The sequence below is a fragment of the Amycolatopsis sp. NPDC051372 genome, assembly GCF_040682095.1.
Classification (GTDB): domain Bacteria; phylum Actinomycetota; class Actinomycetes; order Mycobacteriales; family Pseudonocardiaceae; genus Amycolatopsis.
Genome location: NZ_JBFBAF010000030.1, coordinates 87,222 through 112,926, shown reverse-complemented (window position 1 = coordinate 112,926; position 25,705 = coordinate 87,222). Strand labels below are relative to the sequence as shown.

Here is a 25,705-nt window from a genome sequence, read left to right as displayed (position 1 = left end):
CGATCGTCGCATGAGCCACTCGCACTTCTCGTGAATCGTCACCGCCCCAGCCGCCATTTCTTTTTCACCGTAACGGTCACCAATCGGTGTACGACACCCATATGTCAGCTTAAATCTGGGTAACTTAACGCAATGGATCAGCGCCGAATGAATCGAGAAGAGGAGCGTTCGATGGAACGGTGCGCGAATCCGAAGATCAGCATTGTGATTCCCGCGCGCAACGAGGCACGCAATCTGGAAGTGATCCTTCCGGAACTGCCCGAAGTTGACGAGGTTGTGCTGGTGGACGGGCATTCGGTGGACCAGACCGTCGAGGTCGCGCGCAGGGTACTGCCCTCGATCGTGACGCTGACGCAGACCCGGCGCGGAAAAGGAAACGCACTGGCGTGTGGTTTCGAGGCCGCCGGCGGGGACATCGTCGTGATGTTCGACGCCGACGGGTCAGCCGACCCGGCGGAGATCCCCGCCTTCGTGGAAGCTTTGGTTCGGGGCGCCGACTTCGCGAAGGGGACCCGGTTCCTCCGGCACGGTGGCAGCGACGACATCACCGCGTTGCGCCGAGCCGGTAACGCCGCGCTGAACGGGTTGACCAATGCCCTGTACCACACGAGCTTCACCGATCTCTGTTACGGCTACAACGCGTTCTGGCGAGACATCGTGCCTCAGCTCAAGTTGCCGCCGACCACCGTGCCCGCCCTCGCCTCGGGAGGCTTCTGGGGTGACGGGTTCGAGATCGAGACCGTGCTGAACTGCCGAGTGGTCGCAGCGGGGCTGAAGGTCGCCGAGGTACCCAGCTTCGAACGGACCCGGATCTTCGGCGAGACCAACTTGCGTACGTTTGCCGACGGCATCCGGATCCTTCGCACCATCTTCGCGGAACACCGGCGATACCGAGCTCGGAAGAAATCGGGCCTGTCCGGTACCGGCGACATCACGGCGCAGGAGATCGCGTGATGGCCGTTTCGGGGGAAACCCGCGAGCGCGCACTGGCGACTTCGGTCGTTGTCTGTGCTTACACGACTGCGCGGTGGCACACGATCCGCGCCGCGCTTGCCTCAGCCGCCGGGCAAACCCCGGCTCCGCTGGAAGTGCTGCTGGTGGTCGACCACAACCCGGACCTCGCGCACCGCGCCCGCGCCGAACTGTCGGGAATCAGAGTTCTCGACAACGAAGGCGCGCGCGGCCTGTCCGGTGCCCGGAACACCGGGATCGACCACAGCGTCGGAGACGTCATCGCCTTCCTCGACGACGACGCCGCAGCGCTGCCCGGCTGGCTGGCACACCTGCTGGCGCCCTACGCGGATCCCGACGTTGTCGCTGTGGGTGGCGCGGCTCGTCCACAGTGGGCGGCCGGGTCCGGCCGTCCCGCCTGGCTTCCGGCCACTGGAGTGCTGGACTGGGTGGTGGGCTGCACCTACACCGGCTTGCCCACCACGCTCGCCGAGGTGCGCAACGTCATGGGCTGCACCATGTCCTTTCGCCGCACCGTGCTCGACACGATCGGCGGCTTCTCCACCCGGGTGGGCCGGGTGGGCGCGCTTCCCCTCGGATGCGAGGAAACAGAGTTGTGCATCCGCGCCCGCCGGCGGTTGCCCCGGGCGCGCATCCTCTTCGAACCGCGCGCGACCGTGACCCACCAAGTCAGCGTGGACCGGCTGACCTGGTCCTATTTGCGCCGCCGCAGCTGGTCCGAAGGGGTATCCAAAGCCGCGGTGAGCCGGCTGGCCGGTACCGGACCCGCGCTCGCCGACGAGCGCCGATATGTCGCGCGCGTGCTGCCGGCCGCCGTGGGACACGAGCTGGTCCAGGCCGCACTGGGACGACCGGCGAACGCGGGCAAGGCGATCATCGCGATCGCCACCGCACTCCTGGCCACGGCCGGCGGTTACTTGCGCGAGTCGGGGCGGCGACGAACCGGTCCGGCGCCTGCCGCCGCCGAAGCCGCCGGCACCGCGCCCGCGACGGCGGTCACCGAACTCGACATACGCCGCGGGCCGGCGGCACTGCCGGTTCCCGCAAACCCTGGGATCGTCTATCGCGACGCGCAGGTGCTCGTGCGTGACGGGCGCTGGACGGTGGACCTGCTCCGGTTGCCCGTCACCGGTAGGCGCGTGAACCCCGGGGACCTTCGCCTCGCCGCTCCACCGGCGCGGCCCGAACCGAGCTCGTGGACCCCGAAAGTGAGCGTCGTGGTACCGACGGCCGACCGCGCCGACACGGTTCGCCGGTGCGTGAAATCGTTGCTGGCGACCGACTACCCGGACCTGGAAGTCCTGCTGGTCGACAATAGGCCGCACGCGGCCGAAGCCGCCGCGCTGGTCGAACTCGCCTCGGGCGACCCGCGGACCCGCTACCTCGCCGAAGCCGAGCCCGGTGTCAGCCGAGCCCGCAACACCGGTCTGGCCGAGGCGAGCGGGCCGCTGGTCGCCTTCGTCGACGACGACATCGAGGTCGACCGGTGGTGGCTCGTCAACCTGGTGGCCGAACTCGCCGACGAGGCCGTCGACTGCGCGACCAGCCTGGTTCTGCCGACCTCACTGGACACTCCGGCCCAGCGGAAGTTCGAGCAGCTGAAGGGTTTCGGCCGAGGCGTGCGCCGCCAGGTGTTCGGTCCGGACCTCTCCGGCGGCGGCTCGCAGAACCCGTTCACCCCCGGGCAGTTCGGTCCCGGCGGTTGCGCGCTCTGGCGCCGCTCCACCCTGGCCGGCCTCGGCGGGTTCGACCCACTGCTCGGCCCGGGTACTCCCACCCGCGCCGGCGAAGACCTCGAACTGTTCCTGCGGCTCGCGCGCGCCGGTGGCTCCATCGTCTACACGCCGCACGCGGTGGCGTGGCACGAGCACGCCGCGGAATGGGCGGAGCTGCGCGATCGCTTGCACGCCTACAGCATCGGGTTGTCGGCGATGTTCGTCCGCCACCTGCTGCAGCGGCCTGGGGACGCCGGGGCGGTCGCTGCGGTGGTGCCGAGCCGTGCCCGCCGGATCCTGCTCGCGCGATCCTCGCCACGGGAGGGCGGCTCGGCCCGACCGGGTGCGCGGCTGCTGCTGGAGCAGCTTACCGGCCTGGCGTGGGGGCCGGCAGCGCTCGCGCGCAGCGCCTGGCGCGCGCCGTCCAGGTGGTCACGATGCCCCTGAACGAGCGGCGAGCGGTGGCCGCGGTCCTGCTCGGCCTGACCGCGACCGTGCTGCTGCTGGCTGCCTTTCGCGTGACCAGCGAAGTGCGGCTCTACTTGGACGTCGCGTTCGTGCTCCTGGCACCGGGGTGGGCGGTGGCCGTCCACGTGCGCCTCGCCACCCACGCCCTGGAGTGGATCACCGCGATCGCGATCGGCGTGTCGGGGACGTTGCTCCTCGCGCAGGTCATGGTCTCGACCCACTGGTGGCACCCGACGGTGGGGTTCGTCGTGATCGCGGCGGCCACGTTTTTGGCGCTGCTGTGGCAGCTCATCGCGCCCCGCGCCGCGGGGGCGGCGCGGTGACGAGACTTGCCCTGGCATTTCCTGGGTTCCGGCGGTCCAGAGCCGACCTCGAAACGCCGACGCAGGTTTCCGTCCCAGGCAGTCCCGGCTGGCAGTGGCGCGACGCACTGAGTCCCCTGCTGGCCCTCCTCGCCGCACTGCTGTGGCTGCTGGGGCTGCGTCCGGTGCTGCCGACGCAGCTCGGCAGCACCGGTTTGATCACCGTGCTGTCGCCGGTGCTGCTGGCGTCCTACCCCGTACTCGTCGCCGCGGTGGTGCTCGAACTGGTCCGGCGGCGTCCGCGGCCGCGGGTGCTGGCGTGCGTCACCACGCTGGGCGTGGTGCTCGTCTACGGCCTGCAGCCGGCGACCGAACAGACGGCCCGGCTGACGGTTTCCTGGCTGCACACAGGTTTCGCGCGCTACATCGCCGAGAACGGGCACGCGCTGGACGGCTACGACGCGCGGTTCTCGTGGCCAGGGTTCTTCTCCTTGACCGCGTTCCTGACCGAGGCGAGCGGCCAACCGGACGCGTCCCCGCTCCTGCAGTGGGCGCCGACGTTCTTCGCCGGTGCCGCCGTGCTGGGGATGCGAGCACTCGCCGCCGCAGTCTTCGGCAACGGGCGCGCCGGGTGGCTTGCGACCTGGATCTTCCTGCTGGCCGAGTGGACCGAGCAGGACTACCTGTCGCCCCAGGCCGCCGGCTACCTGATCATGCTCGCCGCGCTGGCGCTGACCGTCCGGTACCTGGTGCGCCCCGGCCTTGCCCATCCGGTGCGGTCGCGGCCGGGCCGCCGCCTGCCGCCGACGAACCTGCCACGCGAACGCTTGGCCGCACACGGGCTGATCCTGATCTTCGCCCTGGCGCTCGCACCCACTCACCAGCTGACTCCTTTCGTGCTGGCGGGGCTGCTCCTCGTCATGGCGCTGACCCGGCGGCTCTGGCCAGGCTGGCTACCGTGGCTGGTCCTGGTACCCGCGCTGGTGTGGTTCTCCCTGGGCGCCAAGGATTTCTGGCAGGGCCAGCTGCACATGGTGATCGGCGACATCGGGCAAGTGACTTCCTCGGTCGACCAGGGCATCACCGGCCGGTTCACCGGCGACGCGGGACGGACGGCCATCCTGATTGTGCGCGTGGCTCTGACCGGGGCCGTCAGCGCGTTGGCGCTCGGCGGGTGGTGGGTGCGGCACCGCCGGGGTCTGCACTCTCTGCCCCTGGTGGTGCTCGCGGCCGCTCCACTGGCGATGGCAGTGTTCCAGTCCTACGGCGGCGAGGTCTTCGTCCGCTGCTACCTGTTCGCACTACCGTTCGCCGCCCTGCTCGCCGCGGGGGGACTCAACGCGGCGCTCGGCGCGCGAGCTGCCCCGGGAGCGCTGGCCACGACGACGCGGGTGACTCACCGGTTCCCCCAGGCCGGGCCCGTTGTCGTCGGGCTCGTGCTGACGTCGCTGGGCCTGGCGACGATCACCGCCCGAGGTGGCGGCGACGCCTACCTCAGCTACACCCGCAGCGACGTCGCCGCGGTGGCGGACGCCTACCGACTGGCCAAGCCCGGACAGACGATCAGTGGCCTCAGCGCCGACGCCACACCGCTGGGCTTCGACAAGATCGGGGTGGTGTCGCAGACCTCGATCGAAGACACCTGCCCGCGCTACGTCCAGGTGACCGACTGCGTACAGGAAACGGCGCCGGACTACCTCGTGGTCATTCCCTCGCAGGACAACTACGGGCAGATCTACTACGGGCTCCGCGCCGGCTGGACCGACAGACTCGTCGCGGATCTCGTCCGCTCCGGGAAGTACCGCGTGGTATTCGACGAAGGTGGGAGCCGGCTGCTGGCCCACACGGGAGGAGAAGGGCGATGAACGACGCGTTGCTGGCCCTGCTCACCGTTGCGCTGGCAGCCGCATTTGGTGCGATCGTGTTCGCGCGCACGGTGCTGACGGAACGGGCCGTAGGAAGGCACGGCAGGCCACACGCCCGAACACCGCTCGTGCGCCGGCTCGACCGGGCCGGCGTGGTCGTCACCGCGCTCGTCATCGCCGCGGTCGTGTTCCGCGTCGTCAACACGGTGCTGTGAACGAGTGGGCTATACTTGCGGTCAACCCAGGCTCTCTGGAGGGTCGCCATTAGTATCCCCGCAGAGCGCGACCAGTGCCGTTGCGGTCACCATCGCGATGCGCACACTCATCTGCGCGGCGGAACCGAATGTGCACTCTGTCCGCCTGGCGGGTGCCGCCGCTTCCGCACGCCGGGCCTCCTGGCGAAAATTCTTCACCGCCTCCGCCCCCGCGGCTGACGTCTCCGGACGCCTGAGCCGCAACTAGATCGACCCACGGCCACTCACGAGCGCCCGTGATGGACGCAATCGAGCCGTACCGCCACACCGGCAGAGTCGTGGCGCCGAGCTGCGAGTCCTGCAGGTGACAACCGGCCGTGCAGCAAGTCACCGAGCCTCGCTCGTCTGGCCAGCATCGGTGCAAATGGGGGTCGATGAATTGCAGAATTTTTGTATTCGAAATAACTAGCCGATGGCCCAGGCCGTCGACGACCTACCGCTCCTGCCGTTCGACTGTTCCTGGAGCCGATACAGCCTCGTGGATGTGCCACGACTGGCAGCGGTTGCACCAGGCGAAGCCGGGGGCGGCACTAGGATCGGCTGCCAGGTCGTCGAGGGTGTTCTTATCTGCGTCGGTGATCGGACTGCGGTGACCGCATTGCAGCATGCAGTTCGCCACGTTCCTTCTTCGCCGCGTCCATGACGGCCGGTCCTATGACCCCGTTCGTGATCGCTGACAAGATGGTCGACGTGCTCAAGCCACAGGACCGGCCGATGACATCGGACGCACTACCAAGATCCACTCGCCAGCGACGGTCACGGGCGACCGCTATCGGTGGTCCTCACAGCGGTGACATCAACGACTGCACGATGTTCACCCAGGTCCCTAACCGGAATCGAGCTCTGTCGGCGGGTCGCGGCCGCCGACCCGGCCGGGCAGGGTGCGGGCGGACAAGGGCTATTCCAGCCGCGCGATCCGTCCCTACCTGCACCGACGGCACATCCCGGTGACAATCCCCGAACGCCGTGACCGGTAGGCCAACCGCCTGCGCCGAGGCCAGGCCGGTGGCCGCCCACCGGTCTTCGACCGCGTCGCCTGCAAACGCCGAAACATCGTCGAACGCGGCTTCGACCGCCTCAAGCAATCACGCGCCATCGCCACCCGGTTCGACAACAAGACCGCCATCTCCTACCAAGGGCTCGACCTGGCCACCCTGCTCATCTGGCTTTTGAGGACACGCCCTGGCTACTAAGCCGAAGATTCCTCAAGGCCGTACAGATACAGGTCGGAGCGAACCAGAGACCGCTGCTCTAAGGGATGTCTCGTAACCCGGTGTGGGTCTGGTTGCCTAGATAGTTGATCATGGTGTGGTGCAGGTGATCTCGGCGTTGCGGTCGGAGTGGATTGCCCCGTTCACGGGGTTGGAACCGGGTCAGTTCCGCAAGTTGGTACGGATCGTGGCGAAACGTGGCGGTGACGAGATCGCCGATGGCCGACCTGGTCGTCAGTGGCGCCTTGACCTGGCCGATCGTGTGCTGCTGGTCGCGACGTACTGGCGGACGAACCTGACGATGCGCCAGATCGGGCCGCTGTTCGGAGTGTCGCATTCGGCGGCGCATCGAGTGATCGACACGATCGGGCCGCTGCTGGCGCTGGGCCCGGTCCGCACACGGCGGGTCGACGCGATCGCGATCGTGGACGGCACCCTGGTGCCGACGCGGGATCACCGGCTGGCAGCACCGTCGAAGAACTACCGGTACTCGGGCGAACGTGCAGGTCGCGATCGATGCCGACACCCGGTTGGTGATCGCCACCGGCGACGCGCATCCGGGCAACGCAGGCGACTGCACCGTCTAGGGCGCCTGCGGCATCGAGCAGAAGTTGGCGGGGCGTTCGGTGATGGCCGACGGTGGCTACCAAGGCAACCCGGCCGTGATCATGCCCTATCGCAAACCTCGTGACCGCAGCGATCTGGCGGACTGGCAGGAAGACCTCAACGCCGACCATCGCAAGATCCGGGCCCGTGTCGAGCACGCGCTGGCGCGGATGAAGTGCTGGAAGATCCTGCGCGACTACCGCCGCGCCGCCAGCACGCTGAACGACACGGTCTCCGGCATCGCGCATCTGCACAACATCCTCCTCGCAGACTGATCCGCAACACCAGTCCCACCAACCACAAGATCAGTTACGAGACATCCCTTAGCGGAGGTCACCCAGCGGGTCATGAGGCGATCGGCGTCACGAGCGCGCTCGGCCCCTGACGATTTTGCGAGGAATCTGCTGAGGTGGTGTGGCTACTGGTGCTGGTCGCGCGGGCGCACCGGGAGCGGCAGGGCTCGCGACCGGCACGGGCCTACCGCGTGGCGACGTCCCGGCATCCGGCTCTTCCGCTCTGACCCGCTGTCAGGGCCGGTAGCCGAGCTCGCTGCCGGGCCGGGCGGTTTGGCCGGTGCCACCCGGGGAAACCGGCGGGTGCCGACGAGCGAGGTGAACCACATGAACGCACCACGCCAGGTGGCCGTCGGGGTACTGGCCGACGAAGGGCTACCGGAGCAGGTGATCGCCGCGATCGCCGACGATCTGCCCGGGATCTTCGCCGCCCGGGTGAGCGGGAAGACGCGGTGGCGGGTGGAGCACCAGGTGGCGCAGCTGCCGCTGGACGGAGACGGTGACATCCCGATGCGCACGTTGTCGCAGCAGCACCGGCAGAACCAGGGCTGGGACCTGCTGGTCCTGATCACCGATCTGCCCCGGCGCGCAGGGACGAAACCCGTCGTCGCAGGAATCGACGTCGAGCACGCAGTCGCGATGATCTCGCTGCCCGCGCTCGGCGCCGTCCTGGTGCGTCACCGGGCACGGGCGTTGCTCATCCGCGTGGTGCGGCAGCTGGTGTCGCGGCTCGGAATCGACGCGGATCACGGCCGACGGGGAGCGGTGGCACGGTTGCGTGAGGCGCTGGCCCCGACGCAGCGGATGTCCGGCGGACACCAGTCCGCCGCGACCCACCTTGCTCTGGTCGGGCTGCGTGGCCAGCTACGACTGATGGCGGGGATGGTGCGGGACAACCGTCCGTGGCAGCTCGTCCCGCACCTGGCGGGCGCCACCGCTGCGGCGGCCGGGACTGCCGCCTACGGAGTCATCACCAGTTCGTTCTGGAAGCTCGCGGCCGCGCTGTCCCCACTGCGGCTGGCGGGGATCACGGTGGTCACCGTCCTGGTCATGGCGGTGTGGTTGATGGTGTACAACCACCTGTGGGACCGGCCTTCCGAGGCCATCGAGCGACGCAAAGCCCTGATATACAACGTTTCCACGGCGACCACGCTGGCGGTCGGGGTGGGGTGCATGTACGCGATCCTGTTCGTGCTCGCGCTGCTCGCGGCCGTCGTCCTGATCGACAGCGGCTATCTCGCGCAAACGCTGGGGCACCCCGTCGGCGTGGGTTCGTACTTGAACCTGGTGTGGCTGTGCAGTTCGGTCGGGATCGTCGCCGGTGCGCTCGGGTCGAGCCTGGAGGACGAGGAGACCGTCCGCAAGGCGACCTACAGCCGCCGCGAGCGGGAACGCCAAGAGCGAAACCGGCGCCGACGGGAAGACCGGACGTCCCCTGGCAGGGAATGTCCCACGCAGACCGCGCGAAGCGACGAGTGACCGACGGCGTTGCAAGCAGATCACCCCCCCGGTGGCCGGCCGCAAGGTCGAGAGCGACGTCGGTGATCATGTCTTCTTGGCCGCCGACCATGCCGCGGCGGCCGACTTCCACGAGGATCGCTCGGGTGCCGAGGCCGTACCACGTCGCGGCCACCTCCGCGTGGCGCACAGGAAACTCGAGTAGACACCGGCGTAGCCGAGGCTGAGTGTTTCCCGGTCCACGCGGCCCCCTCGATCCTGCAACGGACGGACGAGGTCGTCGGCAGCGTCCATCAGCGGAAAGAGGTTGCAGCCGTGCTCGTGGCCCATCAACTCGGCGACCGCGATGAAGGCTCGAGGGGTCAGTTCCCGGCGCCCGCGCCCTGCCCGGCCGGGGACGCGTCCACCCGGGTCGCGCCGTTCTCCACCGCGACGACGCTGTTGGCGACATCGAGAACGAGGTTCTGGTGGGCGTGGATCCCCAGTTCCGTGGAGGGACGTCACGCTAGGCGCGGAAGCGGTCGCACACGCCGTCCATGGTCAGCCGCCCGCCGGAATCGGTGACATGCACAATACTAGTTGGCCAGACGCCAATAGGCCTTCAAGATCAACTTGAGTTTTCCCCAGGTCAACCGCATGATCGGGAGATGCAAAGTGGGCCGGGTCGGGCTCGAACCGACGGCCAAGGGATTATGAGTCCCCTGCTCTAACCAACTGAGCTACCGGCCCCTCGCTGACGCCCAGTTTGCATTAGCACATGAGCCCCAGTTCGCTCCAAAATATCACAGGGCCGCGGGCGCGCCGGTGGAGTAGGTCGAACAGGTTGTCGTTGTGCCGTGGAGTGGGACTCGTCGTTAGGTTGCAGGGACGTCGCCGCCACGACCTCGGCCTGGAGGGTTGAGCAGTGGGTGCCGCACGACGTCCGCCGGGGTCGTGGATGGTTCGGCTGGCGCTGGTGGACGCGTCGGCCGCGCTGAGTGCACAGCCGAGCTGAAGCAGCCAGGTCAGCTGCCACCGCCCGCACTGGTCGGGTGACTGTGCGTACCACGTGACCGTCCGTGACGCACTGGGCTTCGGCGGCCCGCCCGAGCAGGGCCGGCGATGCGCCCGCCGCGATTCTTCTGCCTGCCCCGGCGAACTCCCTTCGTGAGGAGCAGAACCGGTACGTCGCCGCTCCGCCACAGAATGTCAGTCGGGGCCCGCGAAGCTCACCCGTGCGCCGCCTCGGGTGAAAAAGCCGTGCCGCCGGGAAAATCACGGGACTTGGTGCATGGAAACCACGTCGAGGCCGAGGACGCGGAACAGGCTCAGCAAGCGGTGCAAACGTTCCTCGTCGGTGACGTGGCAGTAGATGATCGTTTCCGGTGGGGCCGCGGCGACTTCCAGCTCGCCGAAGTCCACGACGGCATGGGCGGCGCGGTCGGACAGGCGGCCGGAGACGCGGAACACATAGCTGGACTGCGACACTTGAGCCTCCCGTCTGGCCCTTCGAGCGCCCCTCGCCGCCACCGTCGCGCGTGCGCGGGTGGGCGTCCTCGCCCGTGCCGGATGAGCTCGTGTTCGGGCGGTGGGCGTGCGACAGTGGGTGACGGCGGGTCGGAGGGAGAAGAGGGTGTCCCACAACGAAAAGCCGCGCGTGCCGCGGCGCAAGAGGAGTGTGCCCGAACTTCCGGAGGGGTTCGTGTCCCGGCCGCGGCTGTTGAAGGCGCTCGATCGCGCGGCGCCGGAAGCCGCAACGATGGTGTGTGCGCCCGCGGGGTCGGGCAAGACGTTGGTTCTCGCGGAATGGCTGCGCGGCGGCGGACTCGGTTCCGCGGCCTGGCTTTCGCTCGACGCCGCCGACAACGACGGGCACCGGTTCCGCTCCGGTCTCCTCGACGCGCTCACCCCGGCGGCGCCCGGCCTGCACGACTTCGACGCGGGCAGCCCGAGTTTCCTGGCCGACCTCGTCGACGCCCTCGACACCCTGCCCGCGCCGCTGCGCCTCGTCCTCGACGACGTGCACGAGCTCGTGGCGACGGAACCGTTGCACGACGTGGAACAGCTGCTTCGCCTGCGCCCACGCGGGTTGCGACTTGTGCTGTCGACGCGCTGGGACCCACCGCTGCCCCTCGCACGCCTGCGGTTGTCCGGCCGGCTCGCCGACCTGCGCTCCGATCACCTGCAATTCCGCCCGGACGAAGCCGCGGCACTACTGGCGTCCGAAGGCGTCACCATCAGTCCGGAACAAGTCGACCGGCTCGTCACGCGCACGGAAGGCTGGGCCAGCGGGCTGCGCCTGGCAGCCGAATCCCTCAAGGGCGGCGCGGAGTTCACCGGCACCGACCCGACGGTGAGCGCCTACCTCGTCGACGAGGTCCTCGCGCCACTGTCCGAAGAGGAGCGTCAGTTCCTGCGCGAGATCAGCGTCTGCGAAAGAGTTTCCGCCTCGCTCGCCACCGCGCTCTCCGGTCGCGCCGACGCCGGCGAGCTGCTGGCCCGGCTGGAACACCGCACGGCGATGCTGTTCCGCGCCGGCGCCGGGCGCCGGATCTACCGCCTGCACACGCTGTTGCGCGCCCACCTGCTCGCCGACCTCATGCTGCGCACCCCCCGCCGGGTGCCCGCGCTGCACCGCCGCGCCGCCGAGTGGCTGCGTGAGCGCCACCAGGCCGGTGACGCCGTGTCGCACGCGCTGGAGGCCGGCGACGCCGCGCTCGTCGCGGACCTCCTGCGCCGCCACGCCCTCGACCTGCTGCTCGCCGGCGAACACGACGTACTGCGCCGGGCTCGCGCCGCGCTCAGCGACGATGTGGTCGGCGACGACCCGTGGCTCGCCCTCACCGGCGCCCTCGAGCATCTCGACGCCGCCCGCCCCGGCGCCGCGCGCGCCCAGGTCACGCTCGCCGAACGCGCGTGGCCCCGCGAGCCCTCGCCCGAACTTCACGCGCTGCGCGGGCTCGTCGACTCCCGCTTCGCCCACGCCACGGGCTCCCTCGAAGGCGACATCGACGCCCTCGCCCAGCAGGGTTCCGCGCTGAGCGCCATGACGCTGCTGGAGTCCGGCCAGGCGCTGCTCACCGCGGGCCGCGCCGTCGAGGCCCGCCGGCCCGTGGAGTCGGCGCTGGCCTTCGCTCGCGCACACGGTCACGGGCACCTGGAACAGCAGTGCCTCACCGTGCTGGCCGGCGTCGCCGCGGCCACGGGTGACTTCCGCGCCATGACCGCCCTCGCCCGCGACGCCGACGAGCTTGCCGAAACCCACGGCTGGCGCGAGACCGTGGCCGGCGCGAAAACCTCGCTGCTCCTGGCCTGCGGAGCGCTGCTTCGTGCCGATGCCTCCGCCTGCCTGGGCCAGGTCGACCGCGTCGCGGGCGTGCTCGCCACCACCGAAAGCCTCGGCCACGGCGGCCTCACGCTGCTGACGGCGACGCTCGAAGGAACCGCGCGCTTCGACGGCGGTCAGCGCTCGGCCGGGCTGCGCCGCATGAACGACGCCCGCGTCGCCGAGGGCCCCGCTCCCCTGCCCGACGGCATCGTCGCCCTCGCCGCCGTGTGCGAGCACGACGCCGCCAGGCGCCTCGGCCGCGGCGAAACCGCCCGTGACGTGCTGGCCTGGGCGCGCGAACGGATCCCCTCGGCCGCCGAGATCCTCCTGGTCCGCGCGAGCACGCAGGTCGTGCTCGGCCGCGACGGCCACGCCCGCAACCTGCTGCGTCCGCTGCTCGACGGCGCGGTCGACCCGGTGCTGCCGTGGACGCCGGTCACGGCCTGGCTGCTCGAAGCGGAGATCGCCCTGCGCTGCGGCGAGGACGCCCGCGCGCGGCGCGCCGTCGCGAAGGCGCTCGGCCCGGCCGAACGGCTCGGCGTGCTCCGCCCGCTCGTCACCGCCGCTCCGGAGGTGCTCGACCTGGCGCTGCTCGACGTGCCGGGCGGCCGCCGCTTCACCACCGACCTGCGCCAGGCCCGCGCCGTCCGCGGGAGGCAGCCCGACGCCGTCGCGCTCACCGAGCGTGAGCGGACCGTACTGCGCCTCCTGCCGACGGTCCGCTCGCTCGACGAGATCGCCGGAGACCTCATGGTGTCGCCCAACACCGTCAAAACACACGTTCGGGCTCTGTACCGGAAGCTCGGCGTCGGCTCGCGACGGGAGGCCGTGCGCTCGGCCGTCCGGCGCGGTCTCGTGGACAGTTAGTTGGGACGTTCGGCCCTTACCTGGGCACAGCGACGTCCTACGGTCGAAGGCGTGGGTGGAGTCGGCCGGTCGGGGACCAACCGGTGGCGGGTACCGGGCGCGAAGGTGACAATGCCCTTGCTGCCACCGGATTTCGTGACGCGCCCACGACTGCTCGACGCCCTCGACGCGGCCGCCGGCAGCCCCGTCACGGCCGTCTGCGCGCCCGCCGGCTTCGGCAAGACCGCGCTGCTGGCCGAGTGGGCCACGACCCGCCCCGTCGCGTGGGTCTCGCTCGACACGGAGGACAACGACCCGCGCCGCTTCTGGTCCGCGATCCTCTGCGCGCTCGACAAAACCGTGCCCGCCGACAGCCGGGTGCACAGCGTCGCGGCGCCGGAAGGCGACAGCCGCGCCGATTTCCTCGCCGAGCTCGTCGACGCCCTCGACGCGTTGCCCGCCCCGGCACGCCTGGTGCTCGACGACTTCCAGGAAATCGTGGCCGCCGGCCCGCTGCACGACATGACCACGCTCATCCGCACTCCGCCCGCCGGGCTGCGCCTCGCGCTCTCGGCGCGCGCCGATCCCCGGCTGCAGCTCGCGCGCCTGCAGGTGCAGGGCGACCTCGTCCGCATCGGCGCGGACGACCTCCGCTTCACCACCGCGGAGACCGCCCAGCTGCTGCGGGTCACGGGCGTGCGCTGCGGCGAGGACGACGTCCGCCGGCTGGTCGAACGCACGGCGGGCTGGACCGCCGCCGTGCACTGGGCCGCAGTGTCGCTGCGGACCGTGGCCGACGTCGACGCCTTTCTCACCCAGCTCGACGGCGACGACCGCTCCGTGGCCGGGTTCCTGGCCGACGAGGTGCTCGCCCGCCTGCCGGAAGGCGCGCCCGAGCTGCTGCGCCGCATCAGCGTGTGCGACTCCGTGCCGGCCGCGCTGGCCCGCGAGCTGGCCGCGCGCGAAGACGCGGGCGCGGTGCTCGCCGAGCTGGAGCGGCGCACGTTCCTGGTCGCGCGCATCGACGACCCCAGCGCCTCCTACCGCGTGCAGCCGCTGCTGCGCTCCTACCTGCGCGCCGACCTCGATCTGCGCTACCCCGGCCTCGCGAGCGAGCTGCACGCCACGGCCGCGCGCTGGTTCGCGAACGAGGACCACATCGGTGAAGCCCTCGAACACGCCGTCGCCGGCCTCGACCGCGACGGCATCGTCGACCTCCTCCACGCCCACGCCGTCCCGTGCCTGCTGGCCGGCGACGACGATGCCGTCCGCGAAACCCTGGCGCACCTGGGTGACGACGTCGATCCCGGCCTGCGCGCGGCCCGCACGCTCGCCGCCATCCAGAGCGGCGACCCGGTCGAAACGCCCGACGATCCCCTGCTCGCCCGCCACCACGCGCTGGCAGAGGGCCGCCGTCCGGACGGGCCCGGACCGACCGAGCCGGGCACCTGGGCGGACCTCGACCGCGCCTGGTCCTCGCTCTACCGCGGCGCCTGGCACGACGCCGCCACGCGCGTCCGCGACGCCCTCGACACCGCGCGCGGCGACGGCCAGGACTACCTCGTGCTCCACGGCCTGGCTGCGCTCGCCGTGGCCGGCGCCTTCGGCGGCAACCAGGACGCCGCCCGCGCGGCCTGCCAGGAAGCCGTCGAACTCGCCGCCCGGCACGGCTGGCCGCGGTCGCCGTGGCTGGCCGTCGGCCGGCTCGTGCTCGCGTGCGACCACCTGCTGCGGCTCGACCCGGCGGCCGCCGCCCGCGACGCGCGCGACGCGGCCACGCCGCTGGGCGCGTTCCTCGAGGGCGCGGCGCAGTTCGACGGCGAGGACCGCCGCAACGGCCTCGAGACCATGCGCCGCGCCCGCCACGACCTCGGCGAGCTCGCCGCCGGCCCGGCCGCGCTCGTCGCCGTGCTGGAGCACCACGCGGCCGTGTTTCTCGGAGAACCCTTGCACGCCAACGAAGTGCTGCTGTGGGCCCGCGACCACCTCCCCCACACGCGCGAGCTGGACCTCATGCAGGCGTGGACCCACCTTGCCGCCGGCCGGCTCGACGAGGCCGCGGCCGCGGCGCGCACCCGCCGCGCGGCACTGCTGCCGACCACTCCGGTCCACGTCGAGCTCATCGAAGCCGCGCTCGCCCTGCGCGCCGGGCGCCGCACCGAGGCGCTGCGGACGCTGGAACACGCGCTGGACCTGGCAGCAGGCGGTGATTTCGCGCGGCCGTTCGCGCTGACCGAGCCGGCCGTGCAGCACCTGCTCGTGGACCACTCGGGCGGCTTCGGCCGGCTCGACGGCTTCGCCGCTTCGGTCCGCGACCGGTTGCGCCGCTTCGACCCCGCCCCCGTGGACGACCGCCTCACCGAGCGCGAGCAGGTCGTGCTGCAGCGGCTGCCGTCGCAACGCTCACTCGACGAGATCGCGGCGGACCTGACCGTGTCCGTGAACACCGTCAAGACCCATGTGCGGGCGATCTACGTGAAGCTCGGCGTGACCAACCGCCGCGACGCCGTGCTCATCGCCCGCGAGCACGGTCTCGCGTGAGGCTTCATCCGCGACAGATGAGGCCGGACCCGCGCCGGCGTCCGACGCTTTCCGCAAGCCCGGCACGGGCACGGATCCCGCGGACACGAGAGGACTCTCACCATGACCGACACGGGAGCACGAGCGCCGCACACCGAGGCCGGCGGAACCACCGGCCGCCACCCTGACTCTCAGCCGGTAATGAGCGGCTGGACCGGCTGGGTCGCCTTCGCCGCGACCATGATGATGCTGCTGGGCGCGTTCCAGGTGATCGAAGGGCTCGTCGCACTGCTCAACACCCGCTACTACGTGGTCGACGAGACCGGTCTCGTCGTCTCGGTCAACTACACCACGTGGGGCTGGGTGCACCTCGCGCTCGGCGCGCTGCTCATCCTCGTCGGCGTCGGCGTGTACATGGGCAACCGCGCGGCGCAGATCACCGGCATCGTCCTCGCGGGCCTGAGCGCGATCGTCAACCTCGCGTTCCTGCCGGCGTACCCGCTGTGGTCGATCATCATCATCGCCGTCGACGTGCTCGTGATCTACGCGCTCGCGGTGCACGGCAAGGAGATGAAGAGGATCTGACGGGGCGGTCAGGCCGGTGCGGGCCCCGGTTCCGCGGGGTCCGCGCCGGTGTCCGCGCGGGTTTTCCCCGGTGCTTCGGTCTCCTCGGCCGCCTCTTCTCCAGGCGCCGGACCGTCGGGGCCCCTGGCGACCATGCGGATGAGCGCGTCGGCCGAGCCCGCCGTCGGGTCGATGTCCACGAACAGCGCCTTGATCAGCAGTGTCGCCGGCACGGCGAGGATCGCGCCCAGCGGGCCGAGCAGCCACGTCCAGAACACCAGGGAGAGCACGGTCACCAGCGTCGACAGCCCGACCGAACCGCCCACGAAGCGTGGCTGGATGAGCGACTGCACCACGAAGTTCAGCGCGCAGTAGACCGCGACGACGACGACCATCTTCTCCCAGCCGCCGTCGAGCAGGCCCAGCAGCGCCGGCGGGATTACGCCGAGCACGAACCCCACGTTGGGGACGTAGTTGGTGACGAACGCCAGCAACGCCCACAGGATCGGCACGGGGATGCCGATGATCGCCAGCGCCGCCCCGTCGAGCACCGCCACGATGAAGCCGAACACGGTGGTCACGAGGATGTAGCTGCGGGTACCCGCGGCGAAGCGGTGGAACGCGGCGGTGAGCCACGGCCGGTCGGTGTCGATGGCGTCCAGCCGCTTGTCCGCCCAGGTGGCCTCGGTGCTGAGGAACAGCAGCAGCGCCAGCAGGAACACGAGGTTGGTGAGCACGCCGCCGATGCCGGAGAGCAGAGAGCCGACGACGTTCGCGAGTTTGCCGAGATCCAGTGAAGACACCATGTCCCGCAGCTGCTGCGGTCCCACGCCGAACTGGGCGAGTTTGTCGGTGGCGGACTGCAGCAGCTCGCTGGCCTTCGACGCGTAGGTCGGCAGCAACGTCGCGAGCTGCGCCAGCGACACGATCACCACGAACACCAGGCTCACGATCACCAGGTAGACCACCGTGACGAGCACGACCGTCGTGAGCCAGCGCGGCCAGCCCTTGCGCCGCAGCCAGGACTGCACGGGGCTCGCGGTGACCACGATGACCATCGCCAGGAACACGGGCCCGACGATGAACGCGATCGCCCGGAGGCCGGCCAGCGTGATGACCACCGAAGCGGCACCGACCATGATCACGAGCACCCGCGGCAGCATGCTCCCGGGCGGGAAAGTCGGCGCGACGGGCACAGGGCCGGATCGCTTGCGCTTCGTGGCACCGGTTCGTCCGCGCAGCTTCACGAGACCACCTCACCCTCGTCCGGGTTGGGGTGCTGCGGCGGTGCCCCGCGTCGACGGGCGACGCCCCCATGTCACTCCGGTGTGGCCGGACCTGCGCGGCGGCTCCGGCCGGTGGGTCCCGGGGATACGGTCACCGTGCGCACACGGCTCGCGCCTCACCCGTGCCGGATGAGACCTGGGCCGGCGCGTCGGGAGGGCCGGCGACGGGCTTGTGCGGGCGAGTTCGCGGGGCCGCGACGCGCGGGGCGCGGTGGCCGCGATGTCACTCGCGGCGGGTCAGTCCACAGGGGACCGTTGCGGCCTCAGCCGGCCAGCTCGCCGGATCCGCCGACGCAGGTGCGCTGGTCACCCGTCCGCCCGGGCCGGGGACACCGGCCGAGGCAAGGGATCTGCGCCCACACCGTCTTGCGCCCGAACCCGGTCTCGGGCAGCACACCCCACGTCACCGACAGGCGGTCGACGAGCAGCAGCCCGCGGCCGCGCGGGCCGGGCAGGCGGGACAAGCCCATGGTCGGCTGCACGAGGTTGCGGTCGGCCACCTCGACCCGCACGGTGCACGGGCGCAGGCTGTGCCACAACTGCAGGTGGCGCGGCCCGTCGCCGTGGTCGTGGGCGTTGGCCAGCAGTTCGGTGGCGACGAGGAGCACGTCGTCGCGGTGCTCGTCACCCAGCGTGCTCAGGTGCTGTGACACCCATCTGCGCATCGTCCGCACCGTCGCAGCCGTGGTGCCGTGCAGCGGCAGCACCCACGTGCCCGGACGGCCTGCACTTCGGGCCCCGGTCAACGGCACCACCTCCCCGATTCGCGGTAAGCGCACTTCCGACTTACCCGATCGGGTCACGAATGAATCACCGGAAGTGGCCCGGTCACGGACCGGCCCTGGTCCACAGTGGATCCGAAACTCAGCTCGCCGGCACGTTTTCCCTGGCCAGGAGCTCGTCGACCGCCTCCGCGGTACCCGTTCCAGGGCGGGGAACGAACGTGAAAGGTTCTGTCGGCCGGCGCCTCGCGAGGCCAGGTACTCAACGTAGAAGTTCAGCTCGCCCGCGCCCGGGTGGAACATCCGCTTCGTCGAACGCGGGGTCGCCTCCACGCGGTGGTCGGCCCACACGCGGCGGAACAGCGGGCTGGTCGCCGACAGTTCGGCCACCAGACGCCGGGCCCGCAGGTCCTCGGGGTCGCGGCCGACCGCGAGGCGCAGCATGCCGATCATCTCCTCGACGATGCCCTCCCAGCCGTCGTGGAGGGCACGGGCGGACTCGTCGCACAGCAGCCACCGTACGACCACGCGGTCACGCGCGGGCATGCCGGGGAAGTCCGCGAACACCAGCCGCGCGACCCGGTTCGCGGCGAGCACCTCGGTGGAGCGGCCGAGCAGGATCGCGGGCACGCGGCGCAGCTCGTCGAGCAGGCTGCGCATGCCGGGCCCGACGCCGCGCGCGACCTCGTCCGGCGGACCGCTGCGGCGCGCGGACAGGCGGCGCAGGTGGGCGCGCTCGGCCTCGTCGAGGCTGAACACCCGCGCCAGGGCATCGAGGACCTCGTGCGACGCCGTGAGCTGGCGGCCCTGCTCCAGGCGCGCCTAGTAGCCGGCGCTGAGCCCGGCCAGGGCCGCGACCTCTTCGCGGCGCAGCCCGGGCCCGCGGCGGCGGGCCGTCGGCGGCAGGCCGACCTGGGCGACGTCGACGCGGGCGCGCCTCGTCCTCAGGAACTCGCCGAGCTCGGAGCCCCTCATCGCCACCCGTCCTTTCGCCTGGTCACAGCCTGCGTCGGCCGGGGACCGGGCCCGTCCGTCGTGGACCGCCCGTACCCGCGGAGCTGCCCCGGCCGGTCGCTCGTGTGACGCCGATCCTGGGAACGGCAAGTCCTGGCTGAGCCCTCTTTCACCCGCCGGGGTCTGGCTTCATGGGCCGTGGGCACCCCGGGATGTCCGTCGAGGAGGGACACCCAAGAGATGAAGTACGACTACGTGGTCGTGGGCGGGGACGGCCGGTTCGGTCCTCGCCGCGCGGCGGAGCGAAGACGCGGCGGCGACCGTCCTGCTGCTGGAGGCCGGTCGCGCGACCGGGCCGGACGTGATGGGGGTGCCGCCCGCGTGGCCGGCGCTGCTGGGCAGCTCGGTCGACCGGAACTTCCACACCACCCCGCAGCCGGGCCTGCACGGCGTGGAGCTGCCGTACCCGCGCGGGCGCACGCTCGGCGGTCGAGCTCGATCAACGCCATGGCACACCTTCGCGGCCACCGCGCCGGCTACGACGCCTGGGGCGTCGACGGCCGGCGCTACGACGACCTGCTGCCCTACTTCCGCCGCAGCGAGACCGCGCGGCCCGGCAGCGACCCGAAGTACCGCGGCACCGACGGCCCCATGCGGGTCGGGCCGCCGCCCGTCCGGCACCCGCCGGCCCACGCCGCGCTGGCCGCCGTGCGGGAGCGCGGGTTCCCCGAATCGCCCGACCTCAACGGCGCCGAGCCGGAGGGCGCGACCTGGCTGGAGATGAACATCGTCGACGGCGCGCGCCAGTCGCCCGCCGCCGCCTACCTGCGCCCGGTGCTGAACCGGCCGAACCTGACCGTGGTGACCGGCGCGCCCGTGACCCGGCTCGTGCTCGCGGGCAGCCACCGCACCGGCGTCGAGTACCGCTTCGGCGATTCGTCGGCCTCCGCCGAGGCCGAACGGTCCGTGGTGCTGTCCGCCGGCGCGATCGGCTCGCCGCACCTGCTGATGCTCTCCGGCATCGGCGACCCGGCCGCGCTGGAGCAGGCCGGAGTCACGCCGCGGGTCGCACTGCCGGGCGTCGGGGCGAACCTGCAGGACCACCCGCTGACCGGCGTCGTGTACTCGAACGCCCGCCCCCTGCCCGACGGCGCCAACAACCACAGCGACCTCGTCGCCGACGTGCGCAGCAGCGCCGATCTCGAAGCGCCCGACGTGCAGCTGCTGTTCCTGGACATCCCGTACTTCCGGCCGCCCCTGCCCGGCCCGGCGACCGGGTTCACCATCGGCTTCAACTACCTGTACCCGCATTCCCGCGGCTCGGTCACGCTGGCATCGGCCGACCCGGCCGTCGCGCCCATCGTGGACCCCGCGTTGCTCCGCGACCCGCGCGACCTCGCCGGCATGCTGGCCGGCCTGCGCCTCGCCCGGCACGTCGGCACCGCCCCGGCGCTGAATCCGTGGCGCGACAAGGAAGTCCTGCCCGGCCCGGCTTCGATGAACCCTGCCGCGGAAGAGGACTTCCTGCGCCAGAGCACGGGCAGCTACTTCCACGCCTGTGGTACCTGCGCCCTCGGCACCGTGGTGGACCCCGCGCTGAACGTCCACGGCGTCACCGGCCTCCGCATCGCCGAGGCGTCCGTCCTCCCCACCCTGATCGGCGCGAACACCAACGCGACGGTGCTGGCGGTGACCCGAACGGGCGGCGGATGTGCTGCTGGGTCGGGAAGCCGCTCGGTAACGGCCTGCCCCTGGTGCAACGGCGGCTCCTGGAGCGAGTCCGAAATGCGAAATGGCCCGGCACCGAGAGGTACCAGGCCATTCCCCGGGCCGCCGTTACCGGTTCCGGGCCGCCACCAGCTCCCTGAGCCGGTAGTGCTGGATCTTCCCGCTCGGGGTCTTCGGCAGCTCCGTCACGAAGTCGATCGCGCGCGGGTACTTGTACGGCGCGATCGCCTGTTTGACGAAAGCCTGCAGAGCGGCGGCGTCCTCGGCGGCGCCGGGTCGCAAGTGGACGAAGGCGTGCACGATGGTGCCGCGGGCAGGATCCGGGGCGGCGACCACGGCGGCCTCCAGCACGTCCGGGTGGGACAGCAGGGCCTGCTCCACCTCGGGGCCTGCGATGTTGTAGCCGGAGGAGACGATCATGTCGTCGTTGCGGGCCTGGTACCAGAAGTAGCCGTCGGCGTCGCGGAGGTACGTGTCGCCGGTGAGGTTCCAGCCGTTGTCGACATAGTTCTTCTGGCGGCTGTCGGCGACGTAGCGGCAGCCGGTGGGCCCCTTCACGGCGAGGCGGCCGGGCGTGCCGTCGGGGACGGGCCGGCCGGCGTCGTCGAGGACGGTGGCTTCGAAGCCGGGGACGGCGCGGCCCGTGGAGCCCGGGCGGATGTCGTCGTCGGCCGCGGACACGAAGATGTGGAGCATCTCCGTGCCGCCGATGCCGTTGATGATCTTGATTCCGGTGGCGGCGTGAAAATCCTCCCACGTGGACACGGGCAGGTGTTCGCCCGCGGACACGCAGCGTCGGAGTTTCGACAGCGTCGCCGCGTTGCCCGAGGACAGCAGGGCCTTGTACGCGGTGGGAGCGGTGAAGAGCACCGTGACGTGGTGGCGTTCGACCGCGTCGGCGAGTTCTTCCGGGGACGCCTTTTCCAGCAACAGCGTCGAAGAGCCGAAGCGGAGGGGGAACAGGACCAGGCCGCCGAGGCCGAAGGTGAAGCCGATCGGCGGGGTGCCCGTGAAGACGTCGTCCGGCACGGGCTTGAGGACGTGCCGGGCGAAGGTGTCGGTGGCGGCCAGGACGTCGCGGTGGAAGTGCATGGTGGCTTTGGGCTTGCCCGTGGTCCCCGACGTCGGGGCAAGCAGGGCGACGTCGTCGGCAGCGGTGTCCACGGCGGCGAAACCCTCCCGGACGCCGCGAGCCCGAGCCACCAAGTCGTCGGGACCGTCGGCGCCGTAAGTGAGCACCGGCAACGAGACCTCGGACAAATCAGCGGCGAACCGATGGTCGGTGACGATCAGGCGAGGCCGCGTGAGCTCCACGAGGTCGTCGACCTCACGGGCCCGCAGCAGCGGCATCGTCGTGACGGGCACCGCACCCGCCTTCAGCACCGCGAACCACGCCGCCACCAGCCACGGGTTGTTCGGCCCTCGCAGCAGCACGCGATTGCCGGGTACCACCCCGAAGTCCCGCGCGAGCACGTGGGCGGCCTGGTCGCTGCGCCGGTCGAGGTCGGCGTAGCTCCAGGTCTCCGTGTCCGTGCGGAGGCACGGCCGGTCCGGGCCGAAGCGGTCGATGCTCCCGCGCAGCAGCTCGACGGCGCAGTTCAGCCGCGGCGGGTAGGCGAGCTCCGGCAGTGTGAACCGGAACTCGGGCTGGTCCGCCGGTGCGGGGAGGTTGTCGCGGCAGAACGAGTCGACGTGGGCCGATGGGGTGAGCTCCATCTGCGGCCTTCCTGGGAGTCCGTCAGCCGACGGCGGGCGGGACGGGATAAGGGGATTCGGCGTAGCGGCCGGACAGCAGAGCGCCGGCGCCGGGCGCGACGGCGGGCAGGCCGAGCGCGCGCATCATCTGGTGAGCGGTGGCGATCGACGCCGAGAGCACGGGTTTGCCGAGCTCGTTCTCGACGATGTCGATCGACGCGAGTGAGGGCATCTGCACGCACGCGGACAGCACCACGGCATCGGCGCCTTCGTGCTCGAGGTCGCGCGCCAGCGGCACGAGCCTGCGCGGGTCGTGGGCGGCGACCTCGAGGTTGTCGGGGATCTCCAGCGCCATGTAGTCAGTCACCTCGACGCCCTCGTAGCGGATGTAGTCCACGACGGTCTCGGTCAACGGCTTGAGGTACGGGCAGATCACGGCGATCGACTTCGCGCCCAGCACGTCGAGCGCGTTCACCAGAGCTCCCGCGCTCGTGACGACCGGGGCCGGCGCGTCGTTCTCCTCGGTGATCCGCGCGAGCGTCGACTCCGACGTGCGGTGGTAACCGTGGCCCAGGCTCATGATGGCGACGAGACACGCATACCCGAGCACGTCGACGTGCGCGTCCGAAAGCTCGGCTGCGCACCGGCCGGAGTCGGCGTCCATCGCCGCGAGCTCTTCCTTGCGCACGTGTTTCATCCGCATGCGGCTGGAGTGGAACGTGAACCGCTCTGGCGCGACGGTTTCGCGCGCGCGGAAGATCGCCGGGATCTCGGTCTCCATCGTGACGTTGGAGCTCGGCACGATCTGGCCGATGCGGTAGGTCCGCGCGGTCATCGGGCGTCCACCACGGGGTTGCGCAGCGTGCCGATGTCCTGAATGGACGCTTCCACGACGTCGCCGGGGTTGAGAAACTGTTGCGGGGTGAAGCTCGCGCCCACGCCCGCCGGCGAACCGGTCGCGATCACGTCGCCCGGCTCCAGTGTCATGCCGGAACTGATGTCGGCGATCAGCTCGGCGATGCGGAACAGCATGTACTTCGTGCTCGACTTCTGCTTCACGTCCCCGTTCACGCGCAGCGACAGCTCCAGCGCATACGGGTCGGCCACGTCGTCCGCGGTCCGGATCGCCGGGCCGAACGGCGCGTAGGAGTCCTGGCCCTTGGAGAAGAACCACTGCCCCGAACGCCGCTGGTCGCGCGCGCTGATGTCGTTGACGATGCTGTAGCCGAAGACGTGGTCCATCGCATCTTCTTTCGACACGCCCTTCGCCGTTTTCCCGATCACCACGGCGAGCTCGCACTCCCAGTCCAGCTGCGCGGTGAGGTCGCCGTTGTGCCGGATGGGCTCCCCCGGACCGACGACGGCGGTGGCCGGCTTGCTGAACAGCACCGGGCGCTGTGGCAGCTCTTTGTCGGTGTCGAGCGTCCGCGCGGACTCCGCGACGTGCTCGGTGTAGTTGAGCCCGACACCCACGATCTTGCCCGGCCGCAGGGGCGCGCGCAGGGTCACCGTCTCCAGTGGACTGCGCACGGGGGAATCCACGAGGGACTCCAGCGCCGCCGTGCCGGCGTGGATCACCTCGAGCATCGACGCGGGGGCGGTGGTTCCGCAGTCGGTCGCCGCGGCCCGGACGTCGACGACGTCGGTGCCGTCCTGGATCCCGAGCCGGTCCTGGCCGTCGGGACCGGCGAACGTGACGAGCAGCATGGAAGAACTCCGTTCGAAGTGGACAGTGAGCTCAGGCGAGCGGCTGGTGACCGTCGTTGTCCGAATAGGCCTCTTCGCGGAAGAAGCCGAGCGAACGCATCACCGGGAAGTCGTTGAACGAGAACAGGCACGCGTCGTCGGAGCGGCTTGCGTTGGCGTGCTCGTGCCACGCCCACGACGGGACGCAGAAGATGTCGCCTTCGGACCAGTCGATCCGCTTGCCCGCGACGATCGAGGTGCCGCTGCCCTTGGCCGCGGTGTAGATCTTCGACCCGACCTGGCGGTGGGCGAGCGTGGACTCACCGGCGCGCAGCAGCTGCATGTGCGCGCTCATGGTCGGCATCACCGAACCGCCGGTGAGCGGGTTGCTGTACTCCATGATGATGCCGTCGTACGGCGAACCGTCGCTCGCCTTCGCCGCGTTGAGCAGCGCTTCATACGTCGGTTCCCACGGGTAGGCCAGCAGCGGTGAGTGGTTCTTGTGCCACGTGTCACCGAAGGGACGCAGCTGCCCGGCACCGTAGGTCAGCAGCGAGGAGTTCACGACCCCGTCCTGTTTCTGATAGACGTCCGGGTGCACCTCGTAGAACGGCGCGTCGAGCGCGTTGACCAGCGGGATGTCGAGCCCGTCCTGCCAGATGACCGGGCCGTCGACGCCTTCGAGGCCCTCGTTGCCGTGCTCGTGCCAGGTCCAGTTCGGGGTGATGGCGAAGTCGCGCGGGCCGACCTTGAGCTTCTGCCCGTCGACGATCGTCCACGCGCCGGTGCCCTCCAGCACGAACCGCAGCGCGGCGGCCTGGTGCCGGTGCGCCGTCATCGACTCCCCGGGACCCATCACCTGCAGGCCGGTGTACAGGAGCCCCACCGTGGCCGCGATGTCGCGCCGCAGCGGGTTGTACAGCGCCACCACGCGGCGGCCGGCGTCGTCACCGCTGACCAGGTTGAGCGCTTCGAGCACCAGTGGGCGCAGCTGCTCGTAGCTCCACTTGATCGGTACGGACTGCGGTTGCGGGTACCACGGCTCGATCTTGTTCGCGATCGTCCACAGTGCACCGGCGTCGAGCTGTTCCAGTTTCTCGTAGTACGCCCGCAGATCTTCGTTGTCCGTCACCCGTGCGCGGCCCAGCTGGTCATCGCTGTGTGTGGTCATCGCGCCTTCCCGTCCGTATGTCGTTTTCTTGACGACAGTCATAGTTCAGCTATACCGTTCGTGATGTCAAGGGCGCCAGGAG

Annotated in this window: 18 protein-coding genes, 1 tRNA gene and 4 pseudogenes; 11 read left to right on the top strand and 12 right to left on the bottom strand. The window is 70.7% G+C overall.

Annotated elements, in window-relative coordinates; translation table 11 throughout:
- Positions 1-171 precede the first annotated feature (171 nt).
- The 7 genes and pseudogenes from AB0M56_RS37070 to AB0M56_RS37040 all read left to right on the top strand — a co-directional run bounded on the left by AB0M56_RS37070 (position 172) and on the right by AB0M56_RS37040 (position 9,165).
- On the top strand, positions 172-954 hold the full coding sequence (locus AB0M56_RS37070; RefSeq protein ID WP_364185056.1) for a glycosyltransferase family 2 protein: 783 nt from the start codon (positions 172-174) through the stop codon (positions 952-954).
- Complete coding sequence (locus tag AB0M56_RS37065) at positions 954-3,134, top strand: glycosyltransferase family 2 protein (protein WP_364185054.1); 2,181 nt, start codon at positions 954-956, stop codon at positions 3,132-3,134. The genes AB0M56_RS37070 and AB0M56_RS37065 overlap by 1 nt, the downstream gene beginning before the upstream one ends.
- On the top strand, positions 3,125-3,478 hold the full coding sequence (locus AB0M56_RS37060) for a hypothetical protein (protein WP_364185052.1): 354 nt from the start codon (positions 3,125-3,127) through the stop codon (positions 3,476-3,478). Before AB0M56_RS37065 ends, AB0M56_RS37060 begins: the two co-directional genes overlap by 10 nt.
- Positions 3,475-5,322 (top strand): hypothetical protein, encoded by a 1,848-nt coding sequence (locus AB0M56_RS37055; RefSeq protein WP_364185050.1) that lies wholly within the window; start codon positions 3,475-3,477, stop codon positions 5,320-5,322. Before AB0M56_RS37060 ends, AB0M56_RS37055 begins: the two co-directional genes overlap by 4 nt.
- Positions 5,319-5,537: a hypothetical protein gene (locus AB0M56_RS37050; RefSeq protein WP_364185048.1), complete on the top strand. Its 219-nt coding sequence runs from the start codon at positions 5,319-5,321 to the stop codon at positions 5,535-5,537. Before AB0M56_RS37055 ends, AB0M56_RS37050 begins: the two co-directional genes overlap by 4 nt.
- Before the next feature lie 1,350 nt (positions 5,538-6,887).
- Positions 6,888-7,668 (top strand): annotated as a pseudogene (locus AB0M56_RS37045) (transposase family protein).
- 345 nt (positions 7,669-8,013) lie between these two features.
- Positions 8,014-9,165 (top strand): hypothetical protein, encoded by a 1,152-nt coding sequence (locus AB0M56_RS37040; protein WP_364185046.1) that lies wholly within the window; start codon positions 8,014-8,016, stop codon positions 9,163-9,165.
- Positions 9,166-9,217: 52 nt separating this feature from the next.
- On the opposite strand, the pseudogene AB0M56_RS37035 reads toward AB0M56_RS37040, so the two are convergent.
- The 5 genes and pseudogenes from AB0M56_RS37035 to AB0M56_RS37015 all read right to left on the bottom strand — a co-directional run.
- Positions 9,218-9,319, bottom strand: a pseudogene (locus AB0M56_RS37035) (hypothetical protein); the annotation flags it as partial.
- A gap of 38 nt (positions 9,320-9,357) precedes the next feature.
- Positions 9,358-9,438: pseudogene (locus AB0M56_RS37030) on the bottom strand (hypothetical protein); the annotation flags it as partial.
- A 68-nt stretch (positions 9,439-9,506) separates the two neighbouring features.
- Complete coding sequence (locus AB0M56_RS37025; RefSeq protein ID WP_364185114.1) at positions 9,507-9,623, bottom strand: hypothetical protein; 117 nt, start codon at positions 9,621-9,623, stop codon at positions 9,507-9,509.
- 176 nt (positions 9,624-9,799) lie between these two features.
- Positions 9,800-9,873, bottom strand: a tRNA-Ile gene (locus AB0M56_RS37020).
- Positions 9,874-10,398: 525 nt separating this feature from the next.
- Positions 10,399-10,611, bottom strand: a complete 213-nt coding sequence (locus AB0M56_RS37015) for a hypothetical protein (RefSeq protein ID WP_220242519.1) — start codon at positions 10,609-10,611, stop codon at positions 10,399-10,401.
- A gap of 145 nt (positions 10,612-10,756) precedes the next feature.
- On the opposite strand from AB0M56_RS37015, the gene AB0M56_RS37010 reads away from it, so the two are divergent.
- From AB0M56_RS37010 to AB0M56_RS37000, 3 genes are all read left to right on the top strand, one after another.
- Entirely contained in the window at positions 10,757-13,318 is a 2,562-nt protein-coding gene (locus AB0M56_RS37010; protein ID WP_364185044.1) for a LuxR C-terminal-related transcriptional regulator, read from the top strand.
- A gap of 111 nt (positions 13,319-13,429) precedes the next feature.
- Positions 13,430-15,838, top strand: a complete 2,409-nt coding sequence (locus AB0M56_RS37005) for a LuxR C-terminal-related transcriptional regulator (protein WP_364185042.1) — start codon at positions 13,430-13,432, stop codon at positions 15,836-15,838.
- Between the two features lie 102 nt (positions 15,839-15,940).
- Positions 15,941-16,402 (top strand): hypothetical protein, encoded by a 462-nt coding sequence (locus AB0M56_RS37000; RefSeq protein ID WP_364185040.1) that lies wholly within the window; start codon positions 15,941-15,943, stop codon positions 16,400-16,402.
- An 8-nt stretch (positions 16,403-16,410) separates the two neighbouring features.
- Here AB0M56_RS37000 and AB0M56_RS36995 read toward each other — a convergent pair whose 3' ends face one another.
- The 3 genes from AB0M56_RS36995 to AB0M56_RS36985 all read right to left on the bottom strand — a co-directional run bounded on the left by AB0M56_RS36995 (position 16,411) and on the right by AB0M56_RS36985 (position 19,364).
- Complete coding sequence (locus tag AB0M56_RS36995) at positions 16,411-17,628, bottom strand: AI-2E family transporter (protein ID WP_364185038.1); 1,218 nt, start codon at positions 17,626-17,628, stop codon at positions 16,411-16,413.
- A gap of 302 nt (positions 17,629-17,930) precedes the next feature.
- A complete protein-coding gene (locus tag AB0M56_RS36990; RefSeq protein WP_364185036.1) occupies positions 17,931-19,148 on the bottom strand; it encodes an ATP-binding protein in 1,218 nt (405 codons plus the stop codon).
- A 63-nt stretch (positions 19,149-19,211) separates the two neighbouring features.
- Entirely contained in the window at positions 19,212-19,364 is a 153-nt protein-coding gene (locus AB0M56_RS36985; protein ID WP_364185034.1) for a hypothetical protein, read from the bottom strand.
- A gap of 219 nt (positions 19,365-19,583) precedes the next feature.
- Here AB0M56_RS36985 and AB0M56_RS36980 point away from each other — a divergent pair.
- Positions 19,584-21,026, top strand: a pseudogene (locus AB0M56_RS36980) (GMC family oxidoreductase N-terminal domain-containing protein); the annotation flags it as partial.
- Between the two features lie 153 nt (positions 21,027-21,179).
- Here AB0M56_RS36980 and AB0M56_RS36975 read toward each other — a convergent pair.
- The 4 genes from AB0M56_RS36975 to AB0M56_RS36960 are packed head-to-tail and all read right to left on the bottom strand — an operon-like array spanning position 21,180 to position 25,623.
- A complete protein-coding gene (locus AB0M56_RS36975) occupies positions 21,180-22,787 on the bottom strand; it encodes an AMP-binding protein (protein WP_364185032.1) in 1,608 nt (535 codons plus the stop codon).
- Between the two features lie 22 nt (positions 22,788-22,809).
- Positions 22,810-23,601: an Asp/Glu racemase gene (locus tag AB0M56_RS36970; RefSeq protein ID WP_364185030.1), complete on the bottom strand. Its 792-nt coding sequence runs from the start codon at positions 23,599-23,601 to the stop codon at positions 22,810-22,812.
- Complete coding sequence (locus AB0M56_RS36965) at positions 23,598-24,473, bottom strand: fumarylacetoacetate hydrolase family protein (RefSeq protein WP_364185028.1); 876 nt, start codon at positions 24,471-24,473, stop codon at positions 23,598-23,600. The genes AB0M56_RS36970 and AB0M56_RS36965 overlap by 4 nt, the downstream gene beginning before the upstream one ends.
- A gap of 31 nt (positions 24,474-24,504) precedes the next feature.
- Complete coding sequence (locus tag AB0M56_RS36960) at positions 24,505-25,623, bottom strand: cupin domain-containing protein (protein WP_364185026.1); 1,119 nt, start codon at positions 25,621-25,623, stop codon at positions 24,505-24,507.
- Positions 25,624-25,705 lie beyond the last annotated feature (82 nt).

Bases quoted from the DNA above. Each gene is read 5' to 3' on its own strand.
- AB0M56_RS37070 (WP_364185056.1), top strand. From the start codon at position 172: ATGGAACGGTGCGCGAATCCGAAGATCAGCATTGTGATTCCCGCGCGC.
- AB0M56_RS37065 (WP_364185054.1), top strand. From the start codon at position 954: ATGGCCGTTTCGGGGGAAACCCGCGAGCGCGCACTGGCGACTTCGGTC.
- AB0M56_RS37060 (WP_364185052.1), top strand. From the start codon at position 3,125: ATGCCCCTGAACGAGCGGCGAGCGGTGGCCGCGGTCCTGCTCGGCCTG.
- AB0M56_RS37050 (WP_364185048.1), top strand. From the start codon at position 5,319: ATGAACGACGCGTTGCTGGCCCTGCTCACCGTTGCGCTGGCAGCCGCA.
- AB0M56_RS37040 (WP_364185046.1), top strand. From the start codon at position 8,014: ATGAACGCACCACGCCAGGTGGCCGTCGGGGTACTGGCCGACGAAGGG.
- AB0M56_RS37005 (WP_364185042.1), top strand. From the start codon at position 13,430: ATGCCCTTGCTGCCACCGGATTTCGTGACGCGCCCACGACTGCTCGAC.
- AB0M56_RS37000 (WP_364185040.1), top strand. From the start codon at position 15,941: ATGACCGACACGGGAGCACGAGCGCCGCACACCGAGGCCGGCGGAACC.
- AB0M56_RS36985 (WP_364185034.1), bottom strand. From the start codon at position 19,364: ATGAGGGGCTCCGAGCTCGGCGAGTTCCTGAGGACGAGGCGCGCCCGC.
- AB0M56_RS36975 (WP_364185032.1), bottom strand. From the start codon at position 22,787: ATGGAGCTCACCCCATCGGCCCACGTCGACTCGTTCTGCCGCGACAAC.
- AB0M56_RS36970 (WP_364185030.1), bottom strand. From the start codon at position 23,601: ATGACCGCGCGGACCTACCGCATCGGCCAGATCGTGCCGAGCTCCAAC.
- AB0M56_RS36965 (WP_364185028.1), bottom strand. From the start codon at position 24,473: ATGCTGCTCGTCACGTTCGCCGGTCCCGACGGCCAGGACCGGCTCGGG.
- AB0M56_RS36960 (WP_364185026.1), bottom strand. From the start codon at position 25,623: ATGACCACACACAGCGATGACCAGCTGGGCCGCGCACGGGTGACGGAC.